This is a genomic window from Rothia sp. 11273D007AR, assembly GCF_053547255.1.
In genome coordinates, this window is the sequence record NZ_JBPPWJ010000011.1 from 14,389 (window position 1) to 36,560 (window position 22,172).

At 60.1% G+C, this 22,172-nt stretch carries 19 protein-coding genes; 17 read left to right on the forward strand and 2 right to left on the reverse strand.

The genetic code is table 11. From position 1 onward, the window contains the following. The first annotated feature begins 40 nt into the window (after nucleotides 1–40). Nucleotides 41–2,419, forward strand: a complete 2,379-nt coding sequence (locus ACED88_RS07435) for a RelA/SpoT family protein (RefSeq protein WP_449107130.1) — start codon at nucleotides 41–43, stop codon at nucleotides 2,417–2,419. Here ACED88_RS07435 and ACED88_RS07440 read toward each other — a convergent pair. Both ACED88_RS07440 and ACED88_RS07445 read right to left on the reverse strand, forming a co-directional pair. Continuing rightward, nucleotides 2,400–3,170 carry a hypothetical protein gene (locus ACED88_RS07440; protein ID WP_449107131.1) on the reverse strand — a complete coding sequence of 257 codons (771 nt, stop codon included), beginning with the start codon at nucleotides 3,168–3,170 and terminating at the stop codon, nucleotides 2,400–2,402. The genes ACED88_RS07435 and ACED88_RS07440 overlap by 20 nt on opposite strands. Nucleotides 3,171–3,329: 159 nt before the next feature. Continuing rightward, nucleotides 3,330–4,619 (reverse strand): DUF349 domain-containing protein, encoded by a 1,290-nt coding sequence (locus ACED88_RS07445; RefSeq protein ID WP_237242207.1) that lies wholly within the window; start codon nucleotides 4,617–4,619, stop codon nucleotides 3,330–3,332. A gap of 299 nt (nucleotides 4,620–4,918) precedes the next feature. Here ACED88_RS07445 and hisS point away from each other — a divergent pair, with 299 nt between their 5' ends. The 16 genes from hisS (at nucleotide 4,919) to aroB (ending at nucleotide 22,158) form a co-directional block, all read left to right on the forward strand. Continuing rightward, entirely contained in the window at nucleotides 4,919–6,271 is a 1,353-nt protein-coding gene (gene hisS / locus ACED88_RS07450; protein WP_449107132.1) for a histidine--tRNA ligase, read from the forward strand. Nucleotides 6,272–6,379: 108 nt separating this feature from the next. Then, nucleotides 6,380–8,152 carry an aspartate--tRNA ligase gene (gene aspS / locus ACED88_RS07455; protein ID WP_449107133.1) on the forward strand — a complete coding sequence of 591 codons (1,773 nt, stop codon included), beginning with the start codon at nucleotides 6,380–6,382 and terminating at the stop codon, nucleotides 8,150–8,152. Nucleotides 8,153–8,286: 134 nt separating this feature from the next. Next, nucleotides 8,287–8,721: a D-aminoacyl-tRNA deacylase gene (dtd, locus tag ACED88_RS07460; protein ID WP_449107134.1), complete on the forward strand. Its 435-nt coding sequence runs from the start codon at nucleotides 8,287–8,289 to the stop codon at nucleotides 8,719–8,721. Between the two features lie 69 nt (nucleotides 8,722–8,790). After that, a complete protein-coding gene (locus ACED88_RS07465; protein WP_449109254.1) occupies nucleotides 8,791–10,140 on the forward strand; it encodes a replication-associated recombination protein A in 1,350 nt (449 codons plus the stop codon). Between the two features lie 375 nt (nucleotides 10,141–10,515). Then, entirely contained in the window at nucleotides 10,516–11,130 is a 615-nt protein-coding gene (locus tag ACED88_RS07470) for a hypothetical protein (protein WP_449109224.1), read from the forward strand. Between the two features lie 304 nt (nucleotides 11,131–11,434). Then, on the forward strand, nucleotides 11,435–11,638 hold the full coding sequence (locus ACED88_RS07475) for a hypothetical protein (protein WP_449109225.1): 204 nt from the start codon (nucleotides 11,435–11,437) through the stop codon (nucleotides 11,636–11,638). Between the two features lie 397 nt (nucleotides 11,639–12,035). After that, nucleotides 12,036–12,668: a 30S ribosomal protein S4 gene (gene rpsD, locus ACED88_RS07480; protein WP_083091092.1), complete on the forward strand. Its 633-nt coding sequence runs from the start codon at nucleotides 12,036–12,038 to the stop codon at nucleotides 12,666–12,668. Nucleotides 12,669–12,811: 143 nt separating this feature from the next. After that, nucleotides 12,812–13,237 (forward strand): DUF948 domain-containing protein, encoded by a 426-nt coding sequence (locus ACED88_RS07485; protein WP_449109226.1) that lies wholly within the window; start codon nucleotides 12,812–12,814, stop codon nucleotides 13,235–13,237. Beyond that, the gene (locus ACED88_RS07490) at nucleotides 13,238–13,708 is read left to right on the forward strand and encodes a peptide chain release factor 4 (protein WP_449106839.1); all 471 of its coding nucleotides are present in this window, start codon (nucleotides 13,238–13,240) and stop codon (nucleotides 13,706–13,708) included. It begins immediately after the preceding gene. 46 nt (nucleotides 13,709–13,754) lie between these two features. Next, on the forward strand, nucleotides 13,755–16,442 hold the full coding sequence (alaS, locus tag ACED88_RS07495) for an alanine--tRNA ligase (protein WP_449109227.1): 2,688 nt from the start codon (nucleotides 13,755–13,757) through the stop codon (nucleotides 16,440–16,442). A gap of 28 nt (nucleotides 16,443–16,470) precedes the next feature. Continuing rightward, nucleotides 16,471–16,989, forward strand: coding sequence for a Holliday junction resolvase RuvX (gene ruvX, locus ACED88_RS07500; RefSeq protein ID WP_185174790.1), 519 nt, complete (start codon nucleotides 16,471–16,473; stop codon nucleotides 16,987–16,989). Beyond that, complete coding sequence (gene mltG, locus ACED88_RS07505; protein WP_449109228.1) at nucleotides 16,982–18,199, forward strand: endolytic transglycosylase MltG; 1,218 nt, start codon at nucleotides 16,982–16,984, stop codon at nucleotides 18,197–18,199. Before ruvX ends, mltG begins: the two co-directional genes overlap by 8 nt. Beyond that, on the forward strand, nucleotides 18,199–19,128 hold the full coding sequence (locus ACED88_RS07510) for a shikimate dehydrogenase (protein WP_449109229.1): 930 nt from the start codon (nucleotides 18,199–18,201) through the stop codon (nucleotides 19,126–19,128). Before mltG ends, ACED88_RS07510 begins: the two co-directional genes overlap by 1 nt. A 101-nt stretch (nucleotides 19,129–19,229) precedes the next feature. After that, a complete protein-coding gene (aroC, locus tag ACED88_RS07515; protein WP_449106843.1) occupies nucleotides 19,230–20,444 on the forward strand; it encodes a chorismate synthase in 1,215 nt (404 codons plus the stop codon). 2 nt (nucleotides 20,445–20,446) lie between these two features. Then, complete coding sequence (locus ACED88_RS07520; RefSeq protein WP_237199007.1) at nucleotides 20,447–21,067, forward strand: shikimate kinase; 621 nt, start codon at nucleotides 20,447–20,449, stop codon at nucleotides 21,065–21,067. Beyond that, on the forward strand, nucleotides 21,064–22,158 hold the full coding sequence (gene aroB, locus ACED88_RS07525; RefSeq protein ID WP_449106844.1) for a 3-dehydroquinate synthase: 1,095 nt from the start codon (nucleotides 21,064–21,066) through the stop codon (nucleotides 22,156–22,158). Before ACED88_RS07520 ends, aroB begins: the two co-directional genes overlap by 4 nt. The last annotated feature ends 14 nt before the right edge of the window (nucleotides 22,159–22,172 follow it).

Below are 22,172 nucleotides of genomic sequence, written 5' to 3' on the forward strand. Positions count from 1 at the left end.
TAGTCCCACACGAGTATTTCAGTTTGAGGGGGAATTGGGCATGAGCCGGTCAGAAGAGAGCAGCCAGAAGGATTCTCGCGCAGAGGGTAAGCGGCCGGTTCGCGGGTCGCACCGGGTCATGTCTGCTTCGGGGCGTGTGCCAACCCGCCTGGTATTTGGGCGTGAGCAGCAAGAGGGCCCCGCCCCTCGTTTTTCTCCGGTGCTGGCACCGGTGATTCGCACCGTCAAGAAGTACCACCCCGATGAAGACCTTGAGGTGCTGCAGCGGGCCTTCCAGGTCGCGAACCACTACCACCGGGGGCAGAAGCGCAAGAGCGGGGACCCCTACATCACCCACCCGGTAGCCGTGACGACCATTCTGGCTGAGATAGGTGCTACCGGCCCCGTGCTGGTCGCTGGTCTGCTGCACGATACGGTCGAAGATACCGAGTACACCCAGGAGCAGCTCACTGCTGATTTCGGCTCTGAGGTCGCCTACCTGGTAGACGGTGTGACCAAGCTTGATAAGGTCAGCTACGGCGATAACGCCCCCATTGAGACAATTCGCAAGCTGGTTATCTCGATGTCGCAGGATGTGCGCGTGCTGCTCATCAAGCTGGCTGACCGTCTGCACAATGCCCGTACCTGGCGGTTTGTCTCCGGTGCCTCTGCTGCGCGTAAGGCCGAAGAGACCCTGCAGATTTATGCCCCGCTGGCCCACCGCCTGGGCTTGAACACCATCAAGTGGGAGCTGGAAGACCTCTCCTTTGCCGCTATGAGCCCCGATATCTACGCCGAGATTGTGCGGATGGTGGGCGAGCGTACCCCCAAGCTCGAAAAGTACCTGGCCGAGGCCCGCGTGACGATTGAGGATCGCCTGGCCCAGGTAGGTATTGAGGCCACTGTAACGGGCCGCCCCAAGCACTATTACTCTATTCATCAGAAGATGAAGACCAAGGGTAAGAGCTTCGACGATATCAACGATATTCTGGCCGTGCGCATCATGGTCGAGGACGAGAACGATTGCTACACCGCCCTGGGGCACGTGATGTCCCTGTGGATGGCGGTTCCTGGGCGCTTCAAGGACTACATCAAGCAGCCCAAGCACAACCACTACCAGTCACTGCACATGACGGTGCACGGGCCCGGCGGTCTGCCCCTGGAAATCCAGATCCGCACCTACAAGATGCACGAAGAGGCTGAGTACGGTGTGGCTGCCCACTGGCGCTATAAGGCTGCCTCCCGCGGTGAAAAGGTAGACCTTTCACCCAAGGAACCTAGCACCCAGACCGCTGCCTTCAACATCGGTATTTTGCAGTCGATTTCTGAGATTTCGAACTCCAACCCCGAGTCTGAGCAGTTCTACCAGCAGCTGTCTGAGCGGCTTGAGACCGATGAGATTGTGGTGCTGACTCCGCAGGGTAAGCCCATTAGCCTGCCAGTGGGCTCAACCCCGGTTGACTTTGCCTACGCTATCCACACCGAGGTGGGGGACCGCACCATTGGGGCTAAGGTCAACGGCAAGCTGGTTCCCCTGCACACCGAGCTCGAGACCGCCTCAACGGTTGAGATTCAGACAACCAAGGACGAGAACCACGCCCCGAGCGAGGACTGGCTCAAGTTCGTGCGCACCAGCAAGGCCCGCACCAAGATTCGCCAGCACTACGCCAAGGGCCGCCGCATCGAGGCCATGAACCGTGGCAAAGAACGCGTGGTCAAGGCTATGCGTCAGCACGAGCTGCCCCTGACCAAGATGATGACACCCGAGCTCATGCTGCAGGTCGCCCAGGATCTTCACAAGCACGATGTTGCCACCCTCTACCACGCTGTGGGCGAGAACGAAGTGGAGACCCAGGCCGTCATTACCTCCCTGGTCAACCTCTACTACGGTGAGGACGACGTCGACCAGACCGTTGAACTCGATAGCTTCGACGCCTCCCTGGTATCTAACCGCCGCTCGGTGGGCGATGACAACGGTGTGGTGGTACCCGGTGCCGAGGGTATTCTGACTAAGATTGCCCGTTGCTGCACCCCCGTACCGCCCGACGACATTGTCGGCATCGTCACCCGCTTGCAGGGTATCTCGGTGCACCGTACCGACTGCCCCAACGTACTAAGCCAGGCTGACGACCCCCGCCAGACCGCGGTGGAATGGGCTTCCCACGGTAACTCCGTCTATCGGGTATCGATTCAGGTGGAGGGTATTGACCGTAAGTCCTTGCTCTCCGACACTATCCGAGTCATTTCCGAGGCCGGCTGCAACATCGTGGACGCCAAGGTTCATACCAGCGACGAACGTTTTGTAGTCAACCGTTACACCGTAGAGCTCTCTGACCGCTTTATGCTGGAGCACTTGCTGAACCAGATTCGCAACGTCCCCGGCATCTATAACGCCTACCGTCTGACCGGTTCCCGTCCGCTCATGAACCAACAGGGCTAGGTCCCAGTCGCAAGGGCCCCGCCATGAGCTGGTGGGCCAGATGCTGAGCCCTGAGTAGGGCTGTAGCTTTCAGGTTGATGTGTTCTCGGGCGCTCTGGAGCAGAAGCTCAGGCGTGACGCTGTTGTGGCTATCGAGCAGGATGGCCCTGACGATGGCCAGGTCGCTCTCATCGAGAGAATGGGTGATGATATCCAGGGCTGTCTTGAGGGGCGTGGTGAGGCGAATGGGCCCGATAGTCATGGTGTCGTAGGGGCGTAACTGGGCCTGATGGCTTGCAAAGTTCGCTCGGCAGGGGCGGGGCAGATTGAAGCGGTTATCCCGGTCGTAATCAACGTGCAGGCGCCCCTCCGGTAGCTCGGGCAGGTAGCCCAGAACCCAGGCTGCGGTGGCCCGAGAGTAGCGGATGCGATGGTGGTAGCCTGCCGGGGTGAACAGCCCCAAGCTGGCTGCCCGCATGAGCGGGGTGGGTTCGTCCTCTGGCTCCCGGTAGATGCCGTGATGGAGGTGGACAAGCTGACGTTCCTTGATGAAGGCTCGCCACTGATCTGCGGAAAGTTGCGTGGTTTCTTGGCTATAGAGGCGGACGAGCGCAAGTGGCTCCTGCTGCTGCGGCGCCTCTTCTGCCCCTCGTGGCAGGTAGGAATGGTTGTCGCGGGCGATGAGGTGCAGGGAGCTTGCTGGCTTGTGCGGCACCGGCGCTAAGGGGAAGGGAAGCTCTGAGAGGGCCGTGACTACGTTGATTTGTTCCATGACTACGTTCTAGCACATCAGCGCCGGGTGCAAGAGAAAAATCTGTCAGGCTGTGGATAAGTAGGCTAGCCAGGTAGGCTTATCCACAAAAATCCCCCGTCTACCGGCCGGTAGACGGGGGATTCTGCGTCACAAAGACGTCACAGACAAGTCTGGGGGTTAGGCGCCAAACTCAGCAGAAGAAGCCTTGAGGGTCTCAAGCCACTGCTTGCGGGCGTCCAGGGCTTCCTGGGCCTTCTTGATCTTCTGGGCGTTGCCGCTGGCCTCGGCCTTGGCCAGGTCTGCTTCAAGACCGGCGATGGCGTCCTCCAGCTGGGTCAGCATGGAGTTAGCGCGAGCCTGCTTAGCCGGGTCGGTCTTCTGCCACTTGGCGTTCTCGGCGCGGTGGATTTCGTCCTGAACCTTACGCAGCTCCTGCTCAACGCGGCGCACCGAGTTGCGGGGCACGCGTCCGATGGCTTCCCAGCGATCCAGAATGCCCTCAAGGGCCTTCTTAGCCGCAGCGATATCGGTAACTGGCAGAATGCCGCGGGCCTCTTCCAGCAGGGCTTCCTTAGCCTTCAGGTTCGCCTCAAATTCCTTATCCAGCTCAGCGTTCACCGCGGTGCGGGCATCGAAGAAGACGTCCTGGGCTGCACGGAAGCGGGCCCACAGGGCGTCATCTTCCTTGCGGGTGCCGCGGGGGGCTGCCTTCCACTGGTCCATCAGATCGCGGTACTTAGCGGCGGTTGCTGCCCAGTCGGTGGAGTTCTGCAGAGCCTCAGCCTCAGCGATGAGGGCTTCCTTCACGCGCTTAGCCTTGGCATTAGCCTCATCGAGCTGGGAGAAGTGGGCACGGCGGCGGCGGTCAAAGCTGGTGCGGGCAGCGCGGAAACGCTTCCACAGCTCGTCCTCGATGCTCTTGGCCAGGTGGTGTTCCTTCTGGGTCTTCTTCCACTCTTCGAAGAGCTCGTTCATGCGGGCGTGGGAGTTCTTCCAGTGAATAGCGGAGTCGTCCTTAGCCACGATAGCCTCAGCCTCAGAAACGATAGCTTCACGGGCTTCAAGGGCTGCCTGGCGAGCTTCGGCGCTCTCGGTCTTCTCTGCTTCCTCACGCTCATTGATTTTGCCAACCAGGGCAACCAGGCGTTCCTGCAGGGCGGCGTAGTCGCCCACCATGTTGCGCACAGCAACCTGCTGACCCAGGTGGGCAGCTGCCTTCTGCAGGTCAGCGGCCTTGGCCTTGCGCTCTACGCGCTCTTCGAGCAGGGCAACCTGGGCTTCAAAGTTCTCAAACTTGCGGGCAAAGTAGCCAAGGGCTTCGTCGGCAGATGCGCCGGGTACCTGGCCTACTGCGTATTCTTCACCGTCAACGATAACGAAAACGTGACCGTCCTCGTCCACGCGGCCGAACTTACGGGCCTTGTCGAGGTCTACGTTGAGGGTGGTGTCGTCGGATTGGGTAGTCACCGCTATAACTCTTTTCGCATCAGTAGTGGGGGCGAACCCCCGTTTAAGTAATGAAAAGTGCACCAGACCGGGCCGTATCGATAGGGCTGGTTGCCGATTCGCGAAGAGGCGGCAATAATCTATCGGGCGCAGGTGGCGCAGTTACCAGCATAGCGTGTTTAGGGCGAAAGCGGGTGCAATTACCCGGCAGGTGCGCCTTCGGTCTAGTATTAAAGGGACTGTGCTCTGCTGTGAGACCGCTTGTTTCCCGGGGGCACGTTACCTACTTCGACCGTTTTCAACCGATAAAAGGGGAGCACATGGCTCGCAAACAATCGCTTTCTGGTTTTCCGGAGCACCTGCCCGAGGAACGCCTGGTAGAGAATTTTGTTCTCGATACTTTGCGAGAGACCTTTGAGCTTCACGGTTTTTCGTCGATTGAGACCCGTTCGGTAGAGACCATTGAGCAGCTTCTGCGCAAGGGCGATATTGATAAAGAGGTCTACGCGGTCTCCCGCCTGCTTGACGATGCGGACGAAGCCCGGGGCGGCAAGAAGGAAAAGCTGGCCCTGCACTTTGACCTGACCGTGCCCTTTGCCCGCTACGTGGTAGAGAACGCCGGTTACCTTTCCTTCCCCTTCATGCGCTACCAGATTCAGAAGGTCTGGCGCGGTGAGCGCCCCCAGGAGGGTCGTGCCCGCGAGTTCACCCAGGCCGACGTGGACGTCGTTGGTGACGGTGTCCTGCCCTTCCGCTACGACGTGGAACTGGCCCTGGTCATCGTCGATGCGCTCTCCAAGCTGCCGATTCCCGACTTTAAGCTGCGCGTCAACAACCGCAAGCTCTCCGAGGGCTTCTACCTGGGTCTGGGCCTGACCGACACCGCCGGGGTACTGCGCAATATCGATAAGCTTGAAAAGATCGGTGCGGACGCCGTCGCCCAGCTTCTTAAGGACGAGGTCGGCGCTACCGACGAGCAGGCCGCTGCCGCCCTGAAGCTTGCCAGCATCCGTGCTGAAGATACTTCCTTTGCTGATCAGGTGCGCGCCCTGGGCGTCACCCACGACCTGCTCGAAGAGGGCCTAGCTGAACTGACCGAGGTTATCGGTGAGGCAGCTAAGCGCGCCCCCGGCAAGGTAGTAGCTGACCTTTCCATCGCCCGCGGTCTGGACTACTACACCGGCACCGTCTATGAAACCGTGCTGGTAGGCCACGAACAGCTGGGCTCTATCTGCTCCGGTGGCCGCTACGAGTCCCTGGCCTCAAACGGCAAGAAGACCTACCCCGGTGTGGGCCTGTCCATCGGCGTCACCCGTCTGGTGGCCCGCATCCTGTCCCAGGGCTTTGCCGAAGCAACCCGCAAGGTGCCCACCGCCGTCCTCATCGCCCTCACCAACGACGACATGTGGTCAGGTGCCCAGGACGTCGCCGACGCCCTGCGCACCCGCGGTATCGCCTGCGAGGTCTCAGCCACCGCCGCAAAGTTCGGTAAGCAGATTAAGTACGCCGAGAAGCGCGGCATCCCATTCGTCTGGTTCACCTCAGCGGGGGAGAACGGCGAACTCACCCACGAGGTGAAAGACATCCGCACTGGCGAGCAGGTAGCTGCAGACCCCGGCACCTGGGCCCCGCCCGCCGACGACCTGCACGTGCGCGTGCTCCCTACCGCCTAATTCACACCCGTCCAACCGGTGCCAGGCGCACCACAACACGGTAAAATCGGGAGCAAACTGAACTTAAGACAGTGCCACCCGGTACCGTGCCCCATCGAAAGGAACTCAGTGCTACGCACTCACACCCTCGGCGAGCTAACCGCCGAGAACATCGGAGAAACCGTTACCCTCTCTGGCTGGGTAGCCCGCCGCCGCGACCACGGTGGCGTGGCCTTCGTTGACCTGCGTGACCGCGAAGGCGTCACCCAGGTTGTCTTCCACAACGAAGCCGACTTCGAGCACCTGCGCAACGAGTACGTCCTCAAGGTCGTGGGTGAAGTAACCCGCCGCCCCGAGGGCAACGAAAACCCCAACCTCACCACCGGTGAAATCGAGGTTATGGTCAAGGAGACCGAGGTGCTCAACACCTCAGCCCCCCTGCCCTTCCAGATTGATGAGCACGTTGAAGTGGGCGAAGAAGCCCGCCTCAAGTACCGCTACCTCGACCTGCGCCGCCCCGAGCCTGCCCGCCTGATGCGCCTGCGCTCAGAAGCAAACCGCGCCGCCCGCGAGGTGCTGCACGGCCAGAACTTCACCGAGGTCGAGACCCCCACCCTGACCCGCTCCACCCCCGAAGGTGCCCGCGACTTCCTGGTGCCCGCACGCCTGGCACCCGGCTCCTGGTACGCCCTGCCCCAGTCACCCCAGCTCTTCAAGCAGCTGCTGCAGGTGGGCGGTATCGAGAAGTACTACCAGATCGCCCGCTGCTACCGTGACGAGGACTTCCGTGCCGACCGTCAGCCCGAATTCACCCAGCTGGATATCGAAGCTTCCTTCGTCGACCAGGAAGACATCATCGATCTGGGCGAGCGTATCGTTGAGGCCGTCTGGAACCTGATTGACGTCAAGGTGCCCCGCCCCATCGAGCGCATTACCTACAAGGACGCCATGGAGAAGTACGGTTCGGATAAGCCCGACCTGCGCTTCGGCCTGGAACTCACCGAGTTGACCGACTACTTCAAGGACACCACCTTCCGCGTCTTCAAGGCACCCTACGTCGGTGCCGTTGTGATGCCCGGTGGCGCCTCCCAGGCCCGCCGCACCCTGGACGCCTGGCAGGAATGGGCCAAGCAGCGCGGTGCTAAGGGTCTTGCCTACGTGCTGATCCAGGAGGACGGCGAGCTGACCGGCCCCGTTGCTAAGAACATCACCGACGCTGAGCGCGAGGGCCTGGCTGAGGCTACCGGCGCCAAGCCCGGCGACTGCATCTTCTTCGCAGCCGGTGAGGCCAAGGCCTCTCGTGCCCTGCTGGGTGCAGCCCGCGTTGAGATTGGTCACCGCACCGGCCTGATTAAGGACGGCGACTGGTCCTTCGTCTGGGTGGTGGATGCCCCCATGTTCGAGTCAGCAGCTGATGCAACCGCGTCCGGCGACGTTGCCCTGGGCCACTCAGCCTGGACCGCCGTGCACCACGCCTTCACCTCACCCAAGCCCGAGTACCTGGACTCCTTCGACGAGAACCCCGGCGAGGCCCTGGCCTACGCTTACGACATCGTCTGCAACGGTAACGAAATCGGTGGCGGTTCAATCCGTATCCACCAGCGTGACGTGCAGGAGCGTGTTTTCAAGGTTATGGGTATTACCGAGGAAGAGGCTGCTGAGAAGTTCGGCTTCCTGCTGGAGGCCTTTAGCTTCGGTGCGCCCCCCATGGGCGGTATCGCCTTCGGTTGGGACCGCGTGCTGCAGCTGATCGGTGGCACCGACTCTATCCGCGACGTCATTGCCTTCCCCAAGACCGGTGGCGGCTACGACCCGCTGACCGCAGCACCTGCTCCTATCACTGCCCAGCAGCGTAAGGAAGCCGGCGTTGACTTCAAGCCCAAGAAGGACGACGAGAAGTAACCGCCCTTTCCCGGTAGGTACCATTTAAACCAGAAATACCCACGAACTAGGTGGGTATTTCTGGTTTTTCTGGTCTTTTCGAGGGCAGTTGATAGGCTAGAACCGTCAGCCACCCTCCACACAAAGGAGCACCCATGCGCGCAGTTCTTCAACGGGTTACCTCAGCGGCCGTCACCGTTGATGGCGAAACGGTGGGCGCAATCGACCGGCCCGGCCTGCTGGTTCTAGTGGGTATAACACATACGGATGGCCCCGCCCAGGTTGCCAAGCTCGCAGAAAAGACCGCCAACCTGCGGCTTTTAGCGGGGGAGCGGTCTGTGCTTGATGAGGGTGCCCCGGTGCTGGCAGTAAGCCAGTTTACCCTCTACGGGGATGCGAAGAAGGGGCGGCGTCCGTCCTGGTCTGCGGCAGCGCCCGGCCCCGCGAGCGAGCCCCTCTTTAATGACTACGTTCAGGCCCTGCGCAACCTGGGGGTAACCGTTGAGACCGGCAGGTTTGGCGCCGATATGCAGGTGAGCCTGACCAACGACGGCCCCGTTACCCTGATTCTCGACACCGATTCCCTCTAAGGTAAGTTGACCGTGGAACCCTCCCTCTTCTTTTTTGACGATTCTCAGCCCGACACCGACAGCGAGAAAATGACGCGCAGCCGGGAGCGGGCTCCGCTGGCGGTGCGTATGCGCCCCCGAAATCTCAATGAGGTGGTGGGGCAGAAGCATCTTCTGGGGCCGGGCTCACCCCTGCGAGTGCTGGCAGGTGAGGGCGGTGGGCCAGCAGGGCCCAGTTCGGTGATTCTGTGGGGCCCTCCGGGTACGGGCAAGACCACCCTGGCAAATGTGATTGCCGGGGGAGTCGGGCGCAAGTTTGTGGAGCTCTCTGCCATTACGGCCGGGGTGAAGGACGTTCGCGCCGTCATGGACCAGGCCCTTGAGGACCGCGATTTTCGCGGGCTCACCACCGTGCTATTTCTGGACGAGATTCACCGTTTTACGAAGGCCCAGCAGGACGCCCTGCTGCCGGGGGTAGAGAACCGCTGGGTGGTTCTGGTGGCAGCAACCACCGAGAACCCCTCCTTTTCGGTCATTTCGCCCCTGCTGTCGCGCTCTATTCTGTTGACCCTGCAGGGGCTGACCGACGCCGATATAGCTGAGTTGCTCCAGCGTGCGGTCACGGACCCACGTGGTTTCGCCGGTGTGATTGACCTCGAGGATGAGGCATCCGAGCACCTGGTCAAGATGGCAAACGGGGATGCCCGTAAGGCTCTAACCTCTTTAGAGGCGGCTGCCGCGGTGGCTTTTGGTGAGGCGGCGGACGCCGGGGTTGAGTATTCGGTTAACCAGCCCCTGTCGGTGACGGCTGAGCACGCGAGCTTGGCGGTCAACCGGTCGGTGGTGCGCTATGACAAGCAGGGGGACCAGCACTACGACGTCACCAGCGCCTTTATTAAGTCGATTCGCGGCTCAGATGTTGATGCCGCCCTTCACTATCTGGCGCGTATGATTGAGGCGGGGGAGGACCCCCGGTTTATTGCCCGCCGCCTGATCGTTCATGCCAGTGAGGATATCGGAATGGCTGACCCCACGGCCCTGACCGCTGCGGTGAATGCTGCCCAGGCTGTTCAGCTGGTGGGGCTGCCTGAGGCTCGTTTGAATCTGGCGCAGGCGACGATTCATTTGGCGTCTGCCCCTAAGTCCAACGCCGTGTATAGGGCTATTGATGGGGCATTGGCGGACGTCCGCGCCGGCCTGGCAGGGCCGGTTCCGCTGCACTTGCGCGATGGGCACTACCCGGGGGCTGCTGCGCTGGGGCACGGCAAGGGCTATATCTACCCCCACGACCAAAAGAACGGGGTAGCCCGCCAGCAGTATGCCCCCGACGCTCTGATAGGGAGGGCTTATTACAGCCCGACTGTCTTTGGCGCAGAGAAGGAACTGGGGGAGAGACTTCGAAGAGTGGAGCTTCTACGCGATCCTGAAAATAATTGGTAGACAGGCAGGCGTTTTGAGCTAAGTGTTGATTAAATTTACGAGTGACTGTAGGTGAATTGCCGCACACAAATTGGGTTTGTGGGCTAAAAGGGGAAAAACAACTTTAAGCGAAAATCAAGAGTGGGATTAGAAATCTTCACTCTGGCTAGCAGGAATGTGTGTAGTCTGGGTCTATCTAATGAGCTGTTCGGCAAAATCGGATATTTTGCTTTGATAGTTAGGCCTGCCTAAATATGCGTGCGTTGGTTTAAAGACCTGCACTCCCTGTCTTTCTTCTCTGATAATAAATTTAGTTTCCATTGCGAACGGCGGTTCGCACTAGGCTGCTGCAGTGGTAACACGTCTTTTTCACCCCCTTATATGAGGAAAACATACATGACTCACAATGTTTCTCGCCGTACCCTTGCTAAGGGTGCCGCTTGGGCAGCTCCTGCAGTCGTTGCTACCACTGCAATTCCTGCTTACGCTGCTTCACCCGCAACCTGCGATGAGACCAAGGCAGCCGTCACCAAGGCATTTGCTGACTTTGCAACCGCAAACGTGCCCGACCTGAGCGACGTTAGCCTGCGCTACGTCTTCGTGGGACCCTCCCACTACAATGGCGCTCAAAACAACAGCGCTCTGCGCGCCCAGTTCCAGGGCCCTGAATCGAAGCTTGCAGAACTTGCAAAGCTTGGTGTGGAGTTTGGTGTGAAGGCTGTTGATAGCTCACCAGCCATCACTAACACTTTTGCTGGCACCACTGGTCCTTACTCTCGCTACAACAACGTGACTATGCCTGACGTTTTCCCCGCATCAGCAAACTGGGACACTCGTAATGGCACTGTTCGCGGTGATGCTCCCCGTCTGGTAGGCGTTGCTGACAACAAGCGTTCAGGTTACTATGGCTCTTCCTTTATGCGCTGGACCGGTGCTGCTGATGGCTCTCTGGCCCAGATGGATGAATTCTCTGTAATCAATCGGTTCAGACTATGTCGCTTACACCGCTAATTTCATTACCACTGGTAACTTCGGCAAGGGTGGCCTCGAAGATCTCGTTGCTTTCAACCTGATGGATGGCGGCCATGACGGTGGTCGTATTTACAATGCTTACGCATTCCGTGTAGTTCCCATTGCAGCTCCCACCATGGATGAAGCTCGCGCACTTATTTCCGTTACCGTTGATGAAGCCTGCTTTGTCGAGGCTTACAACACAGAGGTTCTCAACTGGGATGCCAACAAGACCGGTCTGGGTGGTCTGACTGCTTCTTACGCACAGTTTGGTACCACTGGTGGTAAGATTTAGGACATCGTAGTGGGTGCTGACGAGTTTGCTTGGTCTAATGAGCTTGGTAACTTCCACTCCGGCACCACTGCAGACGAGGGGCGCGGCCTCTCAATCAGCGCAGTAAACTACACTGACGCCTTCGAATTCTTCGATGCTCAGTCAGGCGGACTTTGGAACGCGGCTGACACCGAGTACGGTTCACAGATTCGTTTCCGCGACGGTGTCTACTAAGCCATATCGCTGTTCCTAGCTTTATGCTAGATTGATATAGCTATGAACCGCCCCCAGAGATAACATCTGGGGGCGGTTTGTTGTGCACAAAACCACATCATTTACTGAGCCGATACTGGTGTTGCCAAACCATTGAGCGCGGTAAGCTTAAACCTTGGCTGGCAGACTACCCAAAACGCAGCGTCCGCCCAGTAAAAGGTGCAGAAACTGATCACCGGGTAGCTCGTAGTACCGAGAGTGCGGCTGCTCTCTACTCTCCACCGCCCAAACCGTGGGCGGCCCACCGGAGGCCAGACCACCAGAACAATGGCACACCCACACCCGTGGGAAATGCTCAGCACACCACCGTATATGCGTTACGAGCCGTGCCAACCGCTAAAGAAAAGGAATACGAACTGTGGCAAACCACAACCGTACCCGCCGTACCGTGCGTCAGTCACGTGCCCTCGGCATCGCACTGACCCCCAAGGCAGAAAAGTACCTCGAGCGCCGTCCTTACGGCCCCGGCCAGCACGGCCGCAGCCGCAAGAAGGCTGACTCAAACTACGCCGTACAGCTGCGCGAGAAGCAGCGTCTGCGCGCACAGTACAACATCCGTGAAGCACAGATGCGCCGCGCCTACCTCGAAGCAAAGCGCATCGAAGGCCAGACCGGTAAGAACCTGGTCGAGATCCTCGAAACCCGCCTCGACGCCCTCGTCCTGCGCTCAGGTTTCGCTCGCACCATCGCACAGGCACGTCAGCTCGTCGTACACCGCCACATCATGGTAGACGGCATCCGCGTTGACCGCCCCTCCTTCCGCGTCAAGCCCGGCCAGCTCATCCACGTTCACCCCAAGTCAGAGAAGATGGCACCCTTCCAGGTTGCAGCCACCGGCGCACACCAGGACGTCCTGCCCGACACCCCTGCCTACCTGAACGTAGAGATCGAGAAGCTCCACGCAAAGCTCGAGCGCGCACCCAAGCGTGAAGAAATCCCCGTGACCTGCGAAGAGCAGCTCGTGGTTGAATACTACTCACGCCTGGCCTAATCACGCCAAGCTTAACCAGCCCGCCCACCTGCACCCACAAGGGAACAGGGGAGCGGGCTGGCTCCTTAATGCCGTGTAAAGTAAGATTGTTATCAAATCGTGTCCTTTAACAGCCGGGTGACTCGGCAGAAAGCAGGAAAGCCATGAGCGGAGCAGATATCGCAGGCCTCATAGCCGCAGGCGTATTCGCAATCCTCGTAGCCCTGCTAGCCCTGCCCATCATCAAACTCGGCAAGGTCTTCGACGAACTCACCGCAACTATTCGGTCTCTCAATAACGAAACCACCCCCCTGATCGGTGAAGTCACTAAAACCGTCGCCAGCACCAACGCCCAGATCGAAAAGGTCGATAACATCACCAGCAACGTTTCTGACGCCTCAGCAAACGTTTCTTCCCTCTCATCACTGGTCACCTCAACCGTAGGCCAACCCCTCATCAAGGTTGCAGCCTTCTCTCACGGTATCCGCAAGGCAGTCAAGGGGGACGGCGCCGCTGCAACCGGTTCACGCCCGGCACCCTCAACCACCGCAGGGCAGGAGCGCCCCGGAACCTCACCCGAAGGCCACTAAATGGGACTGCTCAAAAACGTACTCCTCATAGCGGGCGGAGCCGCCGCAGGCTACCTTGCCTCACGCTCCCGCACCTCAGCACCGGCGTCCACCGACCTTGAAGTCTCAGCGAATCATCCCCTGCAGCGCTTCACAGCAGAAGGTAGCACCATGGCTCAATTCTTTGACTCAAAATACGGCGCCCCCTTCAAGGGTGCAGCCCTCAAGGCCATCGGCTTCGCCGCGACCGTCAAAGCGGGCATGGACGAAAAAGAAGCAGAACTCAAAGACCGCTTCGACGCCCAGACCAAGGACGACCGCCCTGGCTCCCTCGACACCTGGCAGCAGGACAGCGAGCCCCAGCATCTAGAGGGCGACCAGCTCATCGAATCTGTTGCCCTGCCCCCGGCCGGAAACCTGGCAGAACAAGAAGCCGATATCAGGCGCCGCCTAGAGCGCGATGCCGAACTCGGCAAAGACTTCTTCGCCTAAGCGAACCACCCCAAGATTTACTACCAACCGAAGGAAGAAAGCCTCGATGCTCTCACAGGAAATCTCAAAGCGCTGGATCGAATTCTTCGAAAAGCGCGGGCACACCGTAGTACCCTCTGCGTCACTGGTCTCACACGAACCCGGTGCAATGTTCACCATCGCGGGCATGGTGCCCTTCATTCCCTACTTCCTGGGCCGTGAAACCCCCAAGTTCTCCCGTGCAGTGAGCGTGCAGAAGTGCATCCGCACCCTCGACATTGAAGAGGTGGGTAAGACCGCCCGTCACGGTACCTTCTTCCAGATGGCCGGTAACTTCTCCTTCGGTGACTACTTCAAGAAAGAAGTCATCCCCTGGGCCTACGAGCTGCTGACCTCATCCATCGAAGACGGCGGTTACGGCCTTGACCCCGAGCGCCTCTGGGTTACCGTCTACGAGGGCGACGACGAAGCCTACGATATCTGGGTCAACGACGTAAAGTTCCCCGCTGAGCGCATCCAGAAGATGGGCATGGCCGAGAACTACTGGTCCACCGGTCAGCCCGGCCCCGCAGGCCCCGACTCTGAAATCTTCTACGATCGTGGCCCCGAGTACGGTAAAGAAGGCGGCCCCGCAGCCGACGACGACCGCTACATCGAAATCTGGAACCTGGTCTTCATGCAGTACCAGCGCGGTGAGGGTACAGGCAAGGATAGCTTTGAGATTCTTGGCGACCTGCCCAAGAAGAACATCGATACCGGCCTGGGCGTAGAACGTCTGGCCATGCTCCTGCAGGGTGTTGAGAACTTCTACGAGACCGACCAGGTACGCCCCGTCCTCGACGCCGCAGCTAAGCTCTCCGGTAAGAAGTACCACGGCTCTGAAAACGCTAATGACGAGGGCTACGAAGACGATGTGCGTATGCGCGTGGTTGCCGACCACATCCGCTCCTCCCTCATGCTCATTGCTGACGGCGTCACCCCCTCAAATGAGGGCCGCGGCTACATCCTGCGCCGTCTCATGCGCCGCGCTATCCGCGCTATGCGCCTGCTGGGCGTGACCGAGCCCTGTCTGCCCGTCCTTTTCCCCGCCTCCAAGGACGCCATGTCCGGCGCCTACCCCTACGTAGCCGAAGACTTCGAGCGCATCTTCCGCATCGCCTACGCCGAAGAGAAGGCCTTCCTCAAGACCATCGAATCAGGCACCACCCGCCTGGAAGAGGCTGTTGCCTCAGCCAAGGCCTCCGGTAAGGGCGAAGTCTCAGGTGCAGACGCCTTCGCCCTGCACGACACCTACGGTTTCCCCATCGACCTGACCCTCGAAATGGCTGAAGAAGCTGGCGTGAAGGTGGACGAAGCCCAGTTCCGTGCCCTCATGGAAGAACAGCGCCACCGCGCCCAGGCCGATGCTAAGGCCAAGAAGGGCGGCATGGCCGACCTCTCCGTCTTCCGCGAACTGGCCGACGAACGCGGCTCCATCTTCACCGGCTACGATGAGCTGCGCACCGAAACCACCCTGCGCGCTATCCTGGTCGACGGTGTTTCTGTACCCGCGGCGTCCGCAGGTCAGAAGGTTGAAATCGTACTCGACGAAACCCCCTTCTACGCTGAGGCTGGCGGCCAGGCCGCTGACACCGGCGTCATCACCGGTAACGGCTTCACCATTGACGTTTCAGACGTTCAGCAGCCCGTCAAGGGTCTCTCAGTGCACCGCGCGGTTGTGCGCGAGGGTGAAGTTGTCGCAGGTACCCCCGTTGTTGCCCAGGTTGACGTACAGCGTCGCCGGGACGGCGAAAAGGCCCACTCCGGTACCCACATCATCCACGCAGCCCTGCACCAGGTACTCGGTAACGAGGCAACCCAGCGCGGCTCCTTCAACAAGGAAGGCTACCTGCGCTTCGACTTCGCCTGGGGCGAGGGTCTCTCCGATGCTGCCAAGCAGGAAGTCGAAGAGGTAGCTAACACCGCTATCCGCGACAACTTCCAGACCATCACCCGCGAAATGCCGCTGGACGAAGCCAAGAAGCTCGGCGCCATGAGCCTCTTCGGCGAAAAGTACGGCGACACCGTGCGCGTAGTCGAGATGGGCGGAGACTTCTCCCGCGAACTCTGCGGCGGTACCCACGTCGGTTCAACCGCTCAGATTGGCTCCTTGACCCTGCTCACCGAGCAGTCTGTCGGTTCAGGTAACCGTCGCGTTGAAGCTCTAGTCGGCCTAGACTCCTTCAACCACCTGGCTGCCGAGCGTACCCTGGTCAACCAGCTGACCGGTCTGATGAAGGTACAGTCCTCCACCGAACTGCCCGAGAAGATCAACCAGACCCTGACCAAGCTCAAGGAAACCGAGAAGGAACTGGCTAAGCTTCGCAAGGAAAAGCTGCAGGCTGAGGCCGGTAAGCTGACCGAAACCGCCCAGATGGTGGGCTCCATCCGCACCCTTCTGCACAACGCAGGGGAGCTTGACGCCAACGCCGTGCGCGAGCTCGCTCTTGACCTGCGCTCACGCCTGGGTGAGGACGCTGCTACCGTAGCAGTTGCCGGTGTTAACAACGGCCGTCCGGTTATTCTGGTTGCCACCAACCAGGCTGCCCGCGACGCAGGTGTTAAGGCAGGTGCTCTCGTCCGCGTCGCTGCCGGTGTGCTCGGCGGCGGTGGCGGTGGTAAGGACGACGTCGCCCAGGGCGGCGGTCAGGACGCCACCAAGATCGACGAAGCTTTCACCGCTATCCGATCCACCATTTCAGAGCTGGGGGCCTAACCCGGTGACCTTCACCAGAGGCCGCCGCATGGGAGTCGACGTTGGCAATGCCCGCGTCGGCCTTGCCCTGTGCGACCCCGACGGCATACTCGCTACGCCCCTCAAAACCCTACGCCGTGACCTGAAAAAGAACTCAGACCGGCGGGTGCTTCGTAAACTCATCGAGGTTAACGAAGTTACCGAAGTCTTTGTGGGGCTGCCCAAGACCATGCGCGGGGGAGAGAGCCCCTCAACCCTCATGGCCCGCGAGTATGCCGAGGCTCTGGTGCAGGAACTTGCTGCTGACGATGCCTCCGTGCCCGTGTGGCTGGTCGATGAGCGACTCACCACGGTGAGCGCCCACCGCTCGCTCCACGAGGCCGGAGTATCGAGCAGAGAATTCAAGACCATGGTCGACCAGGTTGCTGCCGTCAACATCCTGCAGCATGCCGTTGACACCCTCAAAGCCGGCCAACACCTGGCTGGCTACCGCGTTGAGCTTACGCCCCCTCACGATGAGCCTGCCCCCAGAACCTCCAACGACGAAACGGAGAACCCGAATGTCTGAGAACTCGAGTTCTAGCCGCCCGCCGCATCGCCCTACCAAGAACCAGCAGACCGACCTTGATGGTCTGCTGGGCTCAACCGAAGACGGGGCTAACGGTGGGTTCTTCACCGCCGTTGAAGAAGACGAATATTCGCGTGACGACCGGGACCGCACCCGCCGCCGCTCCCGCAACTTCGTGATATCAGCTGGCCTGGTATTTGCGGTAGCTCTGGTGCTGGTCGTGTCTATTCTGGCTCCCCAGTATGGCTGGTTTGAGCGTAAGGATTACTCCGGTGAGGGTAACGGTACCGAAGTGACCTTTACTATCCCTGAGGGTGCCTCGGCTATTAGCATTGCTAACTCACTGGAAGAACAGGGAATCATCGCCAACGCCGACCGTTTCTTGCAGGAGTACTCCGATAAAGGCCAGGACCAGTTCTTCCAGCCCGGTGAGTACACAATGCAAGAAGAAATGAGCAGCGCTGCTGCTCTGGGTGAGCTCCTGCGTTTTGACGAAGCCAACACCAACTACGTGGCGGTTGCCCGTACCTGGCGTATGGATAAGACCTTTGAAGCTCTTGCTACGGGCACCGGTATTAGCGCCCAAGAGTTCAAGGCATTATCAACCGACCCCACCCGCTTCGGTATTCCTTCGCAGTTCCCCACCATTGAGGGCTTCCTCTTCCCGGGTGAATACCGCTTCCCCAAGGACGCCGGTGCTGAAGAAATCATGCAAATGATGGTTGATAACACCTTCAACGCTCTAGAAGAGGCCGGTGTTTCTGGCGATGACCGAATCTTCCACGTGATTACCGTTGCCTCAATCCTGGAGTTCGAAGGTCGCGAGGCTGACTACTACCCAATTGCCGGTGCTATCGAGAACCGCCTGAATAACCCAGACGGTGAGACTAGCGGCTACCTACAGTCAGACGCAACCGTAGCCTACGGTCTGGGCATTCAGAGCTACCATATCTCTAATGAGCAGAAGCAGGACGCCAGTAACAAGTACAACACTTTCTACTACAAGGGCCTACCCGAAGGTCCTATCGGTTCACCAGGTCTAGCGGCTATTAAGGCAGCTGCCAACCCTGAGAAGAACGATTACTACTTCTGGGTCACCGTTGATCTCTTCACCGGTGAGACTCTCTTCGCTAAGACCTACGAAGAGCACCTGAAGAATGTTGAAGTATACGATGAATTCTGTAAAGCTCACGAGGGTGTCTGCTCCTAATGAGTAAGCAGGTTACCGAGTGCCCCAAGGCTTATGTCTTGGGGCACCCCATTAAGCACAGTAAATCACCCCTACTACATCTGGCCGCTTACCGAGCTATGGGGCTTGAGATGGGCTACGACCGGCTAGATACTCGCGAGGACCAGCTGGCCGACGTTTTTGCCCGCTACACTCCTGAGCGGGGCACCCGCGGCTTTTCTGTCACCATGCCGCTGAAATCAGCGGTCAAAGAGCAGCTGGACTATCTGACCCCGTTTGCCCAAGCGGTAGGTGTGGTCAATACCGTCTACTGGAAGCACGAAACTGATGGCCGGCTGGTCTCCTGGGGCGATAACACCGATGTATCGGGTATCGTCAATGCCCTGCGCCAGGCCGGTTTCGTCGGCAAGCCCGCTCGTGCTGCGATTATTGGTGGCGGTGGTACCGCTACCGCAGCTCTCGCCGCCCTGCGCGCGATGGGGGCGGACGGCGTCCGCGTCTTTGTGCGCGATGCTGGCCGGGCTCAGGGGGTTGCGGACGCCGCCACCCGTCTGGGCCTGCACCTTGACTTCCTGCCCATCGATAGCTTCGCTAAGAGCTACGCGGAATTCGATGTGACCGTCTGTACCCTTCCTGCAGGAGCAGCCGACGGACTGCTGGCTACCGCAGAACAGGGTGAATCTGCGGGTTACCTGCTGGATGTCTCCTATGACCCCTGGCCCTCGGTTCTAGCGGGGGAGTGGGAATCTCGCGGGGGTGCCGTGACCAGCGGCCTTGAGATGCTGATGTACCAGGCGGTAGACCAGGTCAAGCTCTTTACCGGCCACGATAGGAGCCGCCCCCTACCCCGGCAGGAAGAAGTGCTCACCGCCATGCGTCAGGCGGTAGGGCTACCCATTACAGGCTTTGATCCCGAATCGGTAAACGAGTCAGCTTGGCTCACTCGCTGAGACTATTCGTACCGAATCGTGAAGTAGCGGTTTGCTATCGACCGCTATTTTTGGAAATCTTAGAACACAAGACCCACAGGCAAACGTAAAGAAGGTTAGAGATGCTGCGTTGGCTCACAGCCGGTGAATCCCACGGCGAAGCCCTGGTAGGAATTATTGAAGGCGTACCGGCAGGTGTTGAACTCACCAGCGAGATGGTGCGCGACGCTCTAGCCCGCCGCCGCCTCGGCTACGGCCGTGGTGCCCGTATGAAGTTTGAAGAGGATCGCGTGCGCATCCTTGGCGGTGTGCGCCACGGTAAAACCCAGGGCGGCCCCGTAGCCATTGAAATCGCCAACACTGAATGGCCCAAGTGGGCTGATGTAATGTCATCAGACCCCGTTGACCCCGCCCTGATCGAGGGGCGCGCCCGCAACGCGGCCCTCACCCGACCCCGCCCCGGCCACGCAGACTTCGCCGGCATGCAGAAGTACGGCTTCGACGAGTCCCGCCCCGTCCTTGAACGTGCCAGCGCCCGCGAAACCGCAACCCGCGTAGCCCTGGGCGTCGTTGCAGCTCAGATTCTTAAGACTCTCGGCGTAGAGCTGGTCAGCCACACCACCGCTATCGCCGAGGTAGCAGCCCCCGCCGACGCCCCGCGTCCTACCCCTCGCGATGTTGCTGCCCTCGACGCCGACCCCCTGCGCTGCTTCGACGCCGCAACCTCCGAAGCCATGGTCGCTACCGTCGATAAGGCCCACAAGGACGGCGAGACCCTGGGCGGCGTGGTAGAAGTTCTGGCCTACGGTCTTCCCCCGGGACTCGGCTCCTACGTGCACTGGGATCGCCGCCTCGATGCCCGCCTGGCTGCAGCCCTCATGGGCATTCAGGCCATTAAGGGCGTAGAAGTAGGCGACGGCTTCGAAACCGCAAAGCGCCCCGGCACCCGCGCCCACGACGAAATCGTACCCGGTGAGCACGGCGTCCAGCGCGTCTCAAACCGCGCAGGCGGTATCGAAGGTGGCATGACCATCGGTGACCTGCTTCGTGTACGCGCTGCCATGAAGCCCATCGCCACCGTGCCCAAGGCACTGGCCACCATCGACACCTCCACCGGTGAAGTTGCTCGCGCTCACCACCAGCGCTCAGACGTCTGTGCTGTGCCCGCAGCCGGCGTCGTAGCAGAAGCCATGGTCGCCCTGGTGCTGGCAGAAGCAGCCCTCGAAAAGTTCGGCGGCGACTCCATCACCGAAACCCGCCGCAACATGGACTCCTACCTGGCAGCTATCCCCGAATCCCTGGCCTGGGAATCCAACGTAGCAGGGTGGGACGCCTAACCATGACCCCCCGATCACGTGACCACGCGATCGACATGACCGAGGTGCTCGCACCTAACCAGGTGCGCGAGGTGCAAGAAACCTATATCGAAAAATCCCGCCCGGTCGTGATCATCGGCCCCATGGCGGCGGGCAAGTCCTATATAGGCACGCACCTCGCGCGCTTCTACGGCTACGAGTTCCTCGACTCTGACCACCTCATCGTCGAAAAATACGGTGAGGTGTCACAAATCTTTGCTGACTACGGCGAAGCTGAGTTCCGCCGTATCGAGGCTGAAGTAATCCGTGAGGTGCTCACTTCACCTGCCCGGCGCAACACCATCTTCTCCCTGGGCGGGGGAGCACCCATGACGCCGGAGGTAGCCGACGTCCTCAAAGACGAGACCGTTATCTACATCAAGGTTGACGCCGAAACCGTAGCCCCGCGCATCCAAAATAGCAAAACCCGGCCCCTGCTCCAGCCCAACCCGGTGCAAAAATGGACCGAAATATTTGAGGCCCGGCGGGACCGCTACGAAGAGCTCGCCAGCTACACCCTGGACGCCTGTGGAGGCCGGGGAATAGCCGACATGGCAGCAGAAATTCAGAACTTCATCATTAAGAACCGAAAGGGTCAAGCGTGAGCGACCAGGCCACCACCGTCATACCCGTCACCGGCACCCAGCCTTCAGAAAACTACGACGTTTACGTAGGCCACAACCTGCTCGGTACCATCCCCGAGATCCTGGGCAACCGCACTCAGCGCATTCTCGTCATCCACCCCCGAGCCCTGCGCTCCACCGGTGAGCTGGTGATGGAGCAGATGCGCACAGCGGGTTTTGAGGCCTACTCGGCTGAAATTCCGGACGCCGAAGAAGGCAAGCACATCCAGGTCGCCGCTTTCTGCTGGCAGGTACTGGGCCAAAACGACTTCACTCGCACCGACGCAATTATTTCCGTAGGTGGCGGCGCCGTCACCGATCTTGCTGGCTTTGTGGCAGCGACCTGGCTGCGCGGCGTCCGCGTCATCCACATCCCCACCACCCTGCTGGGTATGGTGGACGCCGCAGTCGGCGGCAAGACCGGCATCAACACCGCAGAGGGCAAGAACCTGGTGGGGGCCTTCCACCCGCCCGCAGCCGTCCTCTGTGAACTGGGTGTGCTGCGCACCCTGCCGCAGCACGAGCTGCTCACCGGTATGGCCGAAGTGATTAAGTGCGGCTTCATCGCAGACCCGGTGATTCTCGACCTTATTGAAGCGAACCCCGGCAAGATTCGGGACTCCCAGTCTGAGGTAGTGCGAGAGCTCATCGAGCGCTCTATCCGGGTTAAGGCTGAGGTGGTGTCTGAAGACCTGAAGGAGTCGGGCCGCCGCGAATTCCTGAACTACGGGCACACCCTGGGCCATGCCATCGAGCACGCAGAACGCTACCAGTGGCGCCACGGGGCTGCCGTAGCTGTGGGCATGGTCTTCGCTGCAGAACTGTCCCTCGCCGCTGGCTACCTTGATGAGGCAACCGTCGAGCGAACCCGTGCCATCTGCACCGCCCTCGACCTACCCACCACCTACCCGGCAGACCGCTGGCCCAAGCTGCTTGAAACCATGCGCCGCGACAAGAAGGCCCGCGGCAACATGCTGCGCTTCGTCGTTCTGGAAAGCCTGGGCAAGCCCCGTATTTACGAGGTACCCGACGACTCGATCCTGTTTATGACCTACCAGGAAATCGCCGCCTAACCAGTAGGGACCAG

Excerpts from the sequence above, each read along its gene's own strand:
- ACED88_RS07435 (WP_449107130.1), top strand. The coding sequence starts at position 41 with ATGAGCCGGTCAGAAGAGAGCAGCCAGAAGGATTCTCGCGCAGAGGGT.
- ACED88_RS07440 (WP_449107131.1), bottom strand. The coding sequence starts at position 3,170 with ATGGAACAAATCAACGTAGTCACGGCCCTCTCAGAGCTTCCCTTCCCC.
- hisS (WP_449107132.1), top strand. The coding sequence starts at position 4,919 with ATGGCTCGCAAACAATCGCTTTCTGGTTTTCCGGAGCACCTGCCCGAG.
- dtd (WP_449107134.1), top strand. The coding sequence starts at position 8,287 with ATGCGCGCAGTTCTTCAACGGGTTACCTCAGCGGCCGTCACCGTTGAT.
- ACED88_RS07465 (WP_449109254.1), top strand. The coding sequence starts at position 8,791 with ATGACGCGCAGCCGGGAGCGGGCTCCGCTGGCGGTGCGTATGCGCCCC.
- ACED88_RS07470 (WP_449109224.1), top strand. The coding sequence starts at position 10,516 with ATGACTCACAATGTTTCTCGCCGTACCCTTGCTAAGGGTGCCGCTTGG.
- ACED88_RS07485 (WP_449109226.1), top strand. The coding sequence starts at position 12,812 with ATGAGCGGAGCAGATATCGCAGGCCTCATAGCCGCAGGCGTATTCGCA.
- ACED88_RS07490 (WP_449106839.1), top strand. The coding sequence starts at position 13,238 with ATGGGACTGCTCAAAAACGTACTCCTCATAGCGGGCGGAGCCGCCGCA.
- alaS (WP_449109227.1), top strand. The coding sequence starts at position 13,755 with ATGCTCTCACAGGAAATCTCAAAGCGCTGGATCGAATTCTTCGAAAAG.
- ruvX (WP_185174790.1), top strand. The coding sequence starts at position 16,471 with ATGGGAGTCGACGTTGGCAATGCCCGCGTCGGCCTTGCCCTGTGCGAC.
- mltG (WP_449109228.1), top strand. The coding sequence starts at position 16,982 with ATGTCTGAGAACTCGAGTTCTAGCCGCCCGCCGCATCGCCCTACCAAG.
- ACED88_RS07510 (WP_449109229.1), top strand. The coding sequence starts at position 18,199 with ATGAGTAAGCAGGTTACCGAGTGCCCCAAGGCTTATGTCTTGGGGCAC.
- aroC (WP_449106843.1), top strand. The coding sequence starts at position 19,230 with ATGCTGCGTTGGCTCACAGCCGGTGAATCCCACGGCGAAGCCCTGGTA.
- ACED88_RS07520 (WP_237199007.1), top strand. The coding sequence starts at position 20,447 with ATGACCCCCCGATCACGTGACCACGCGATCGACATGACCGAGGTGCTC.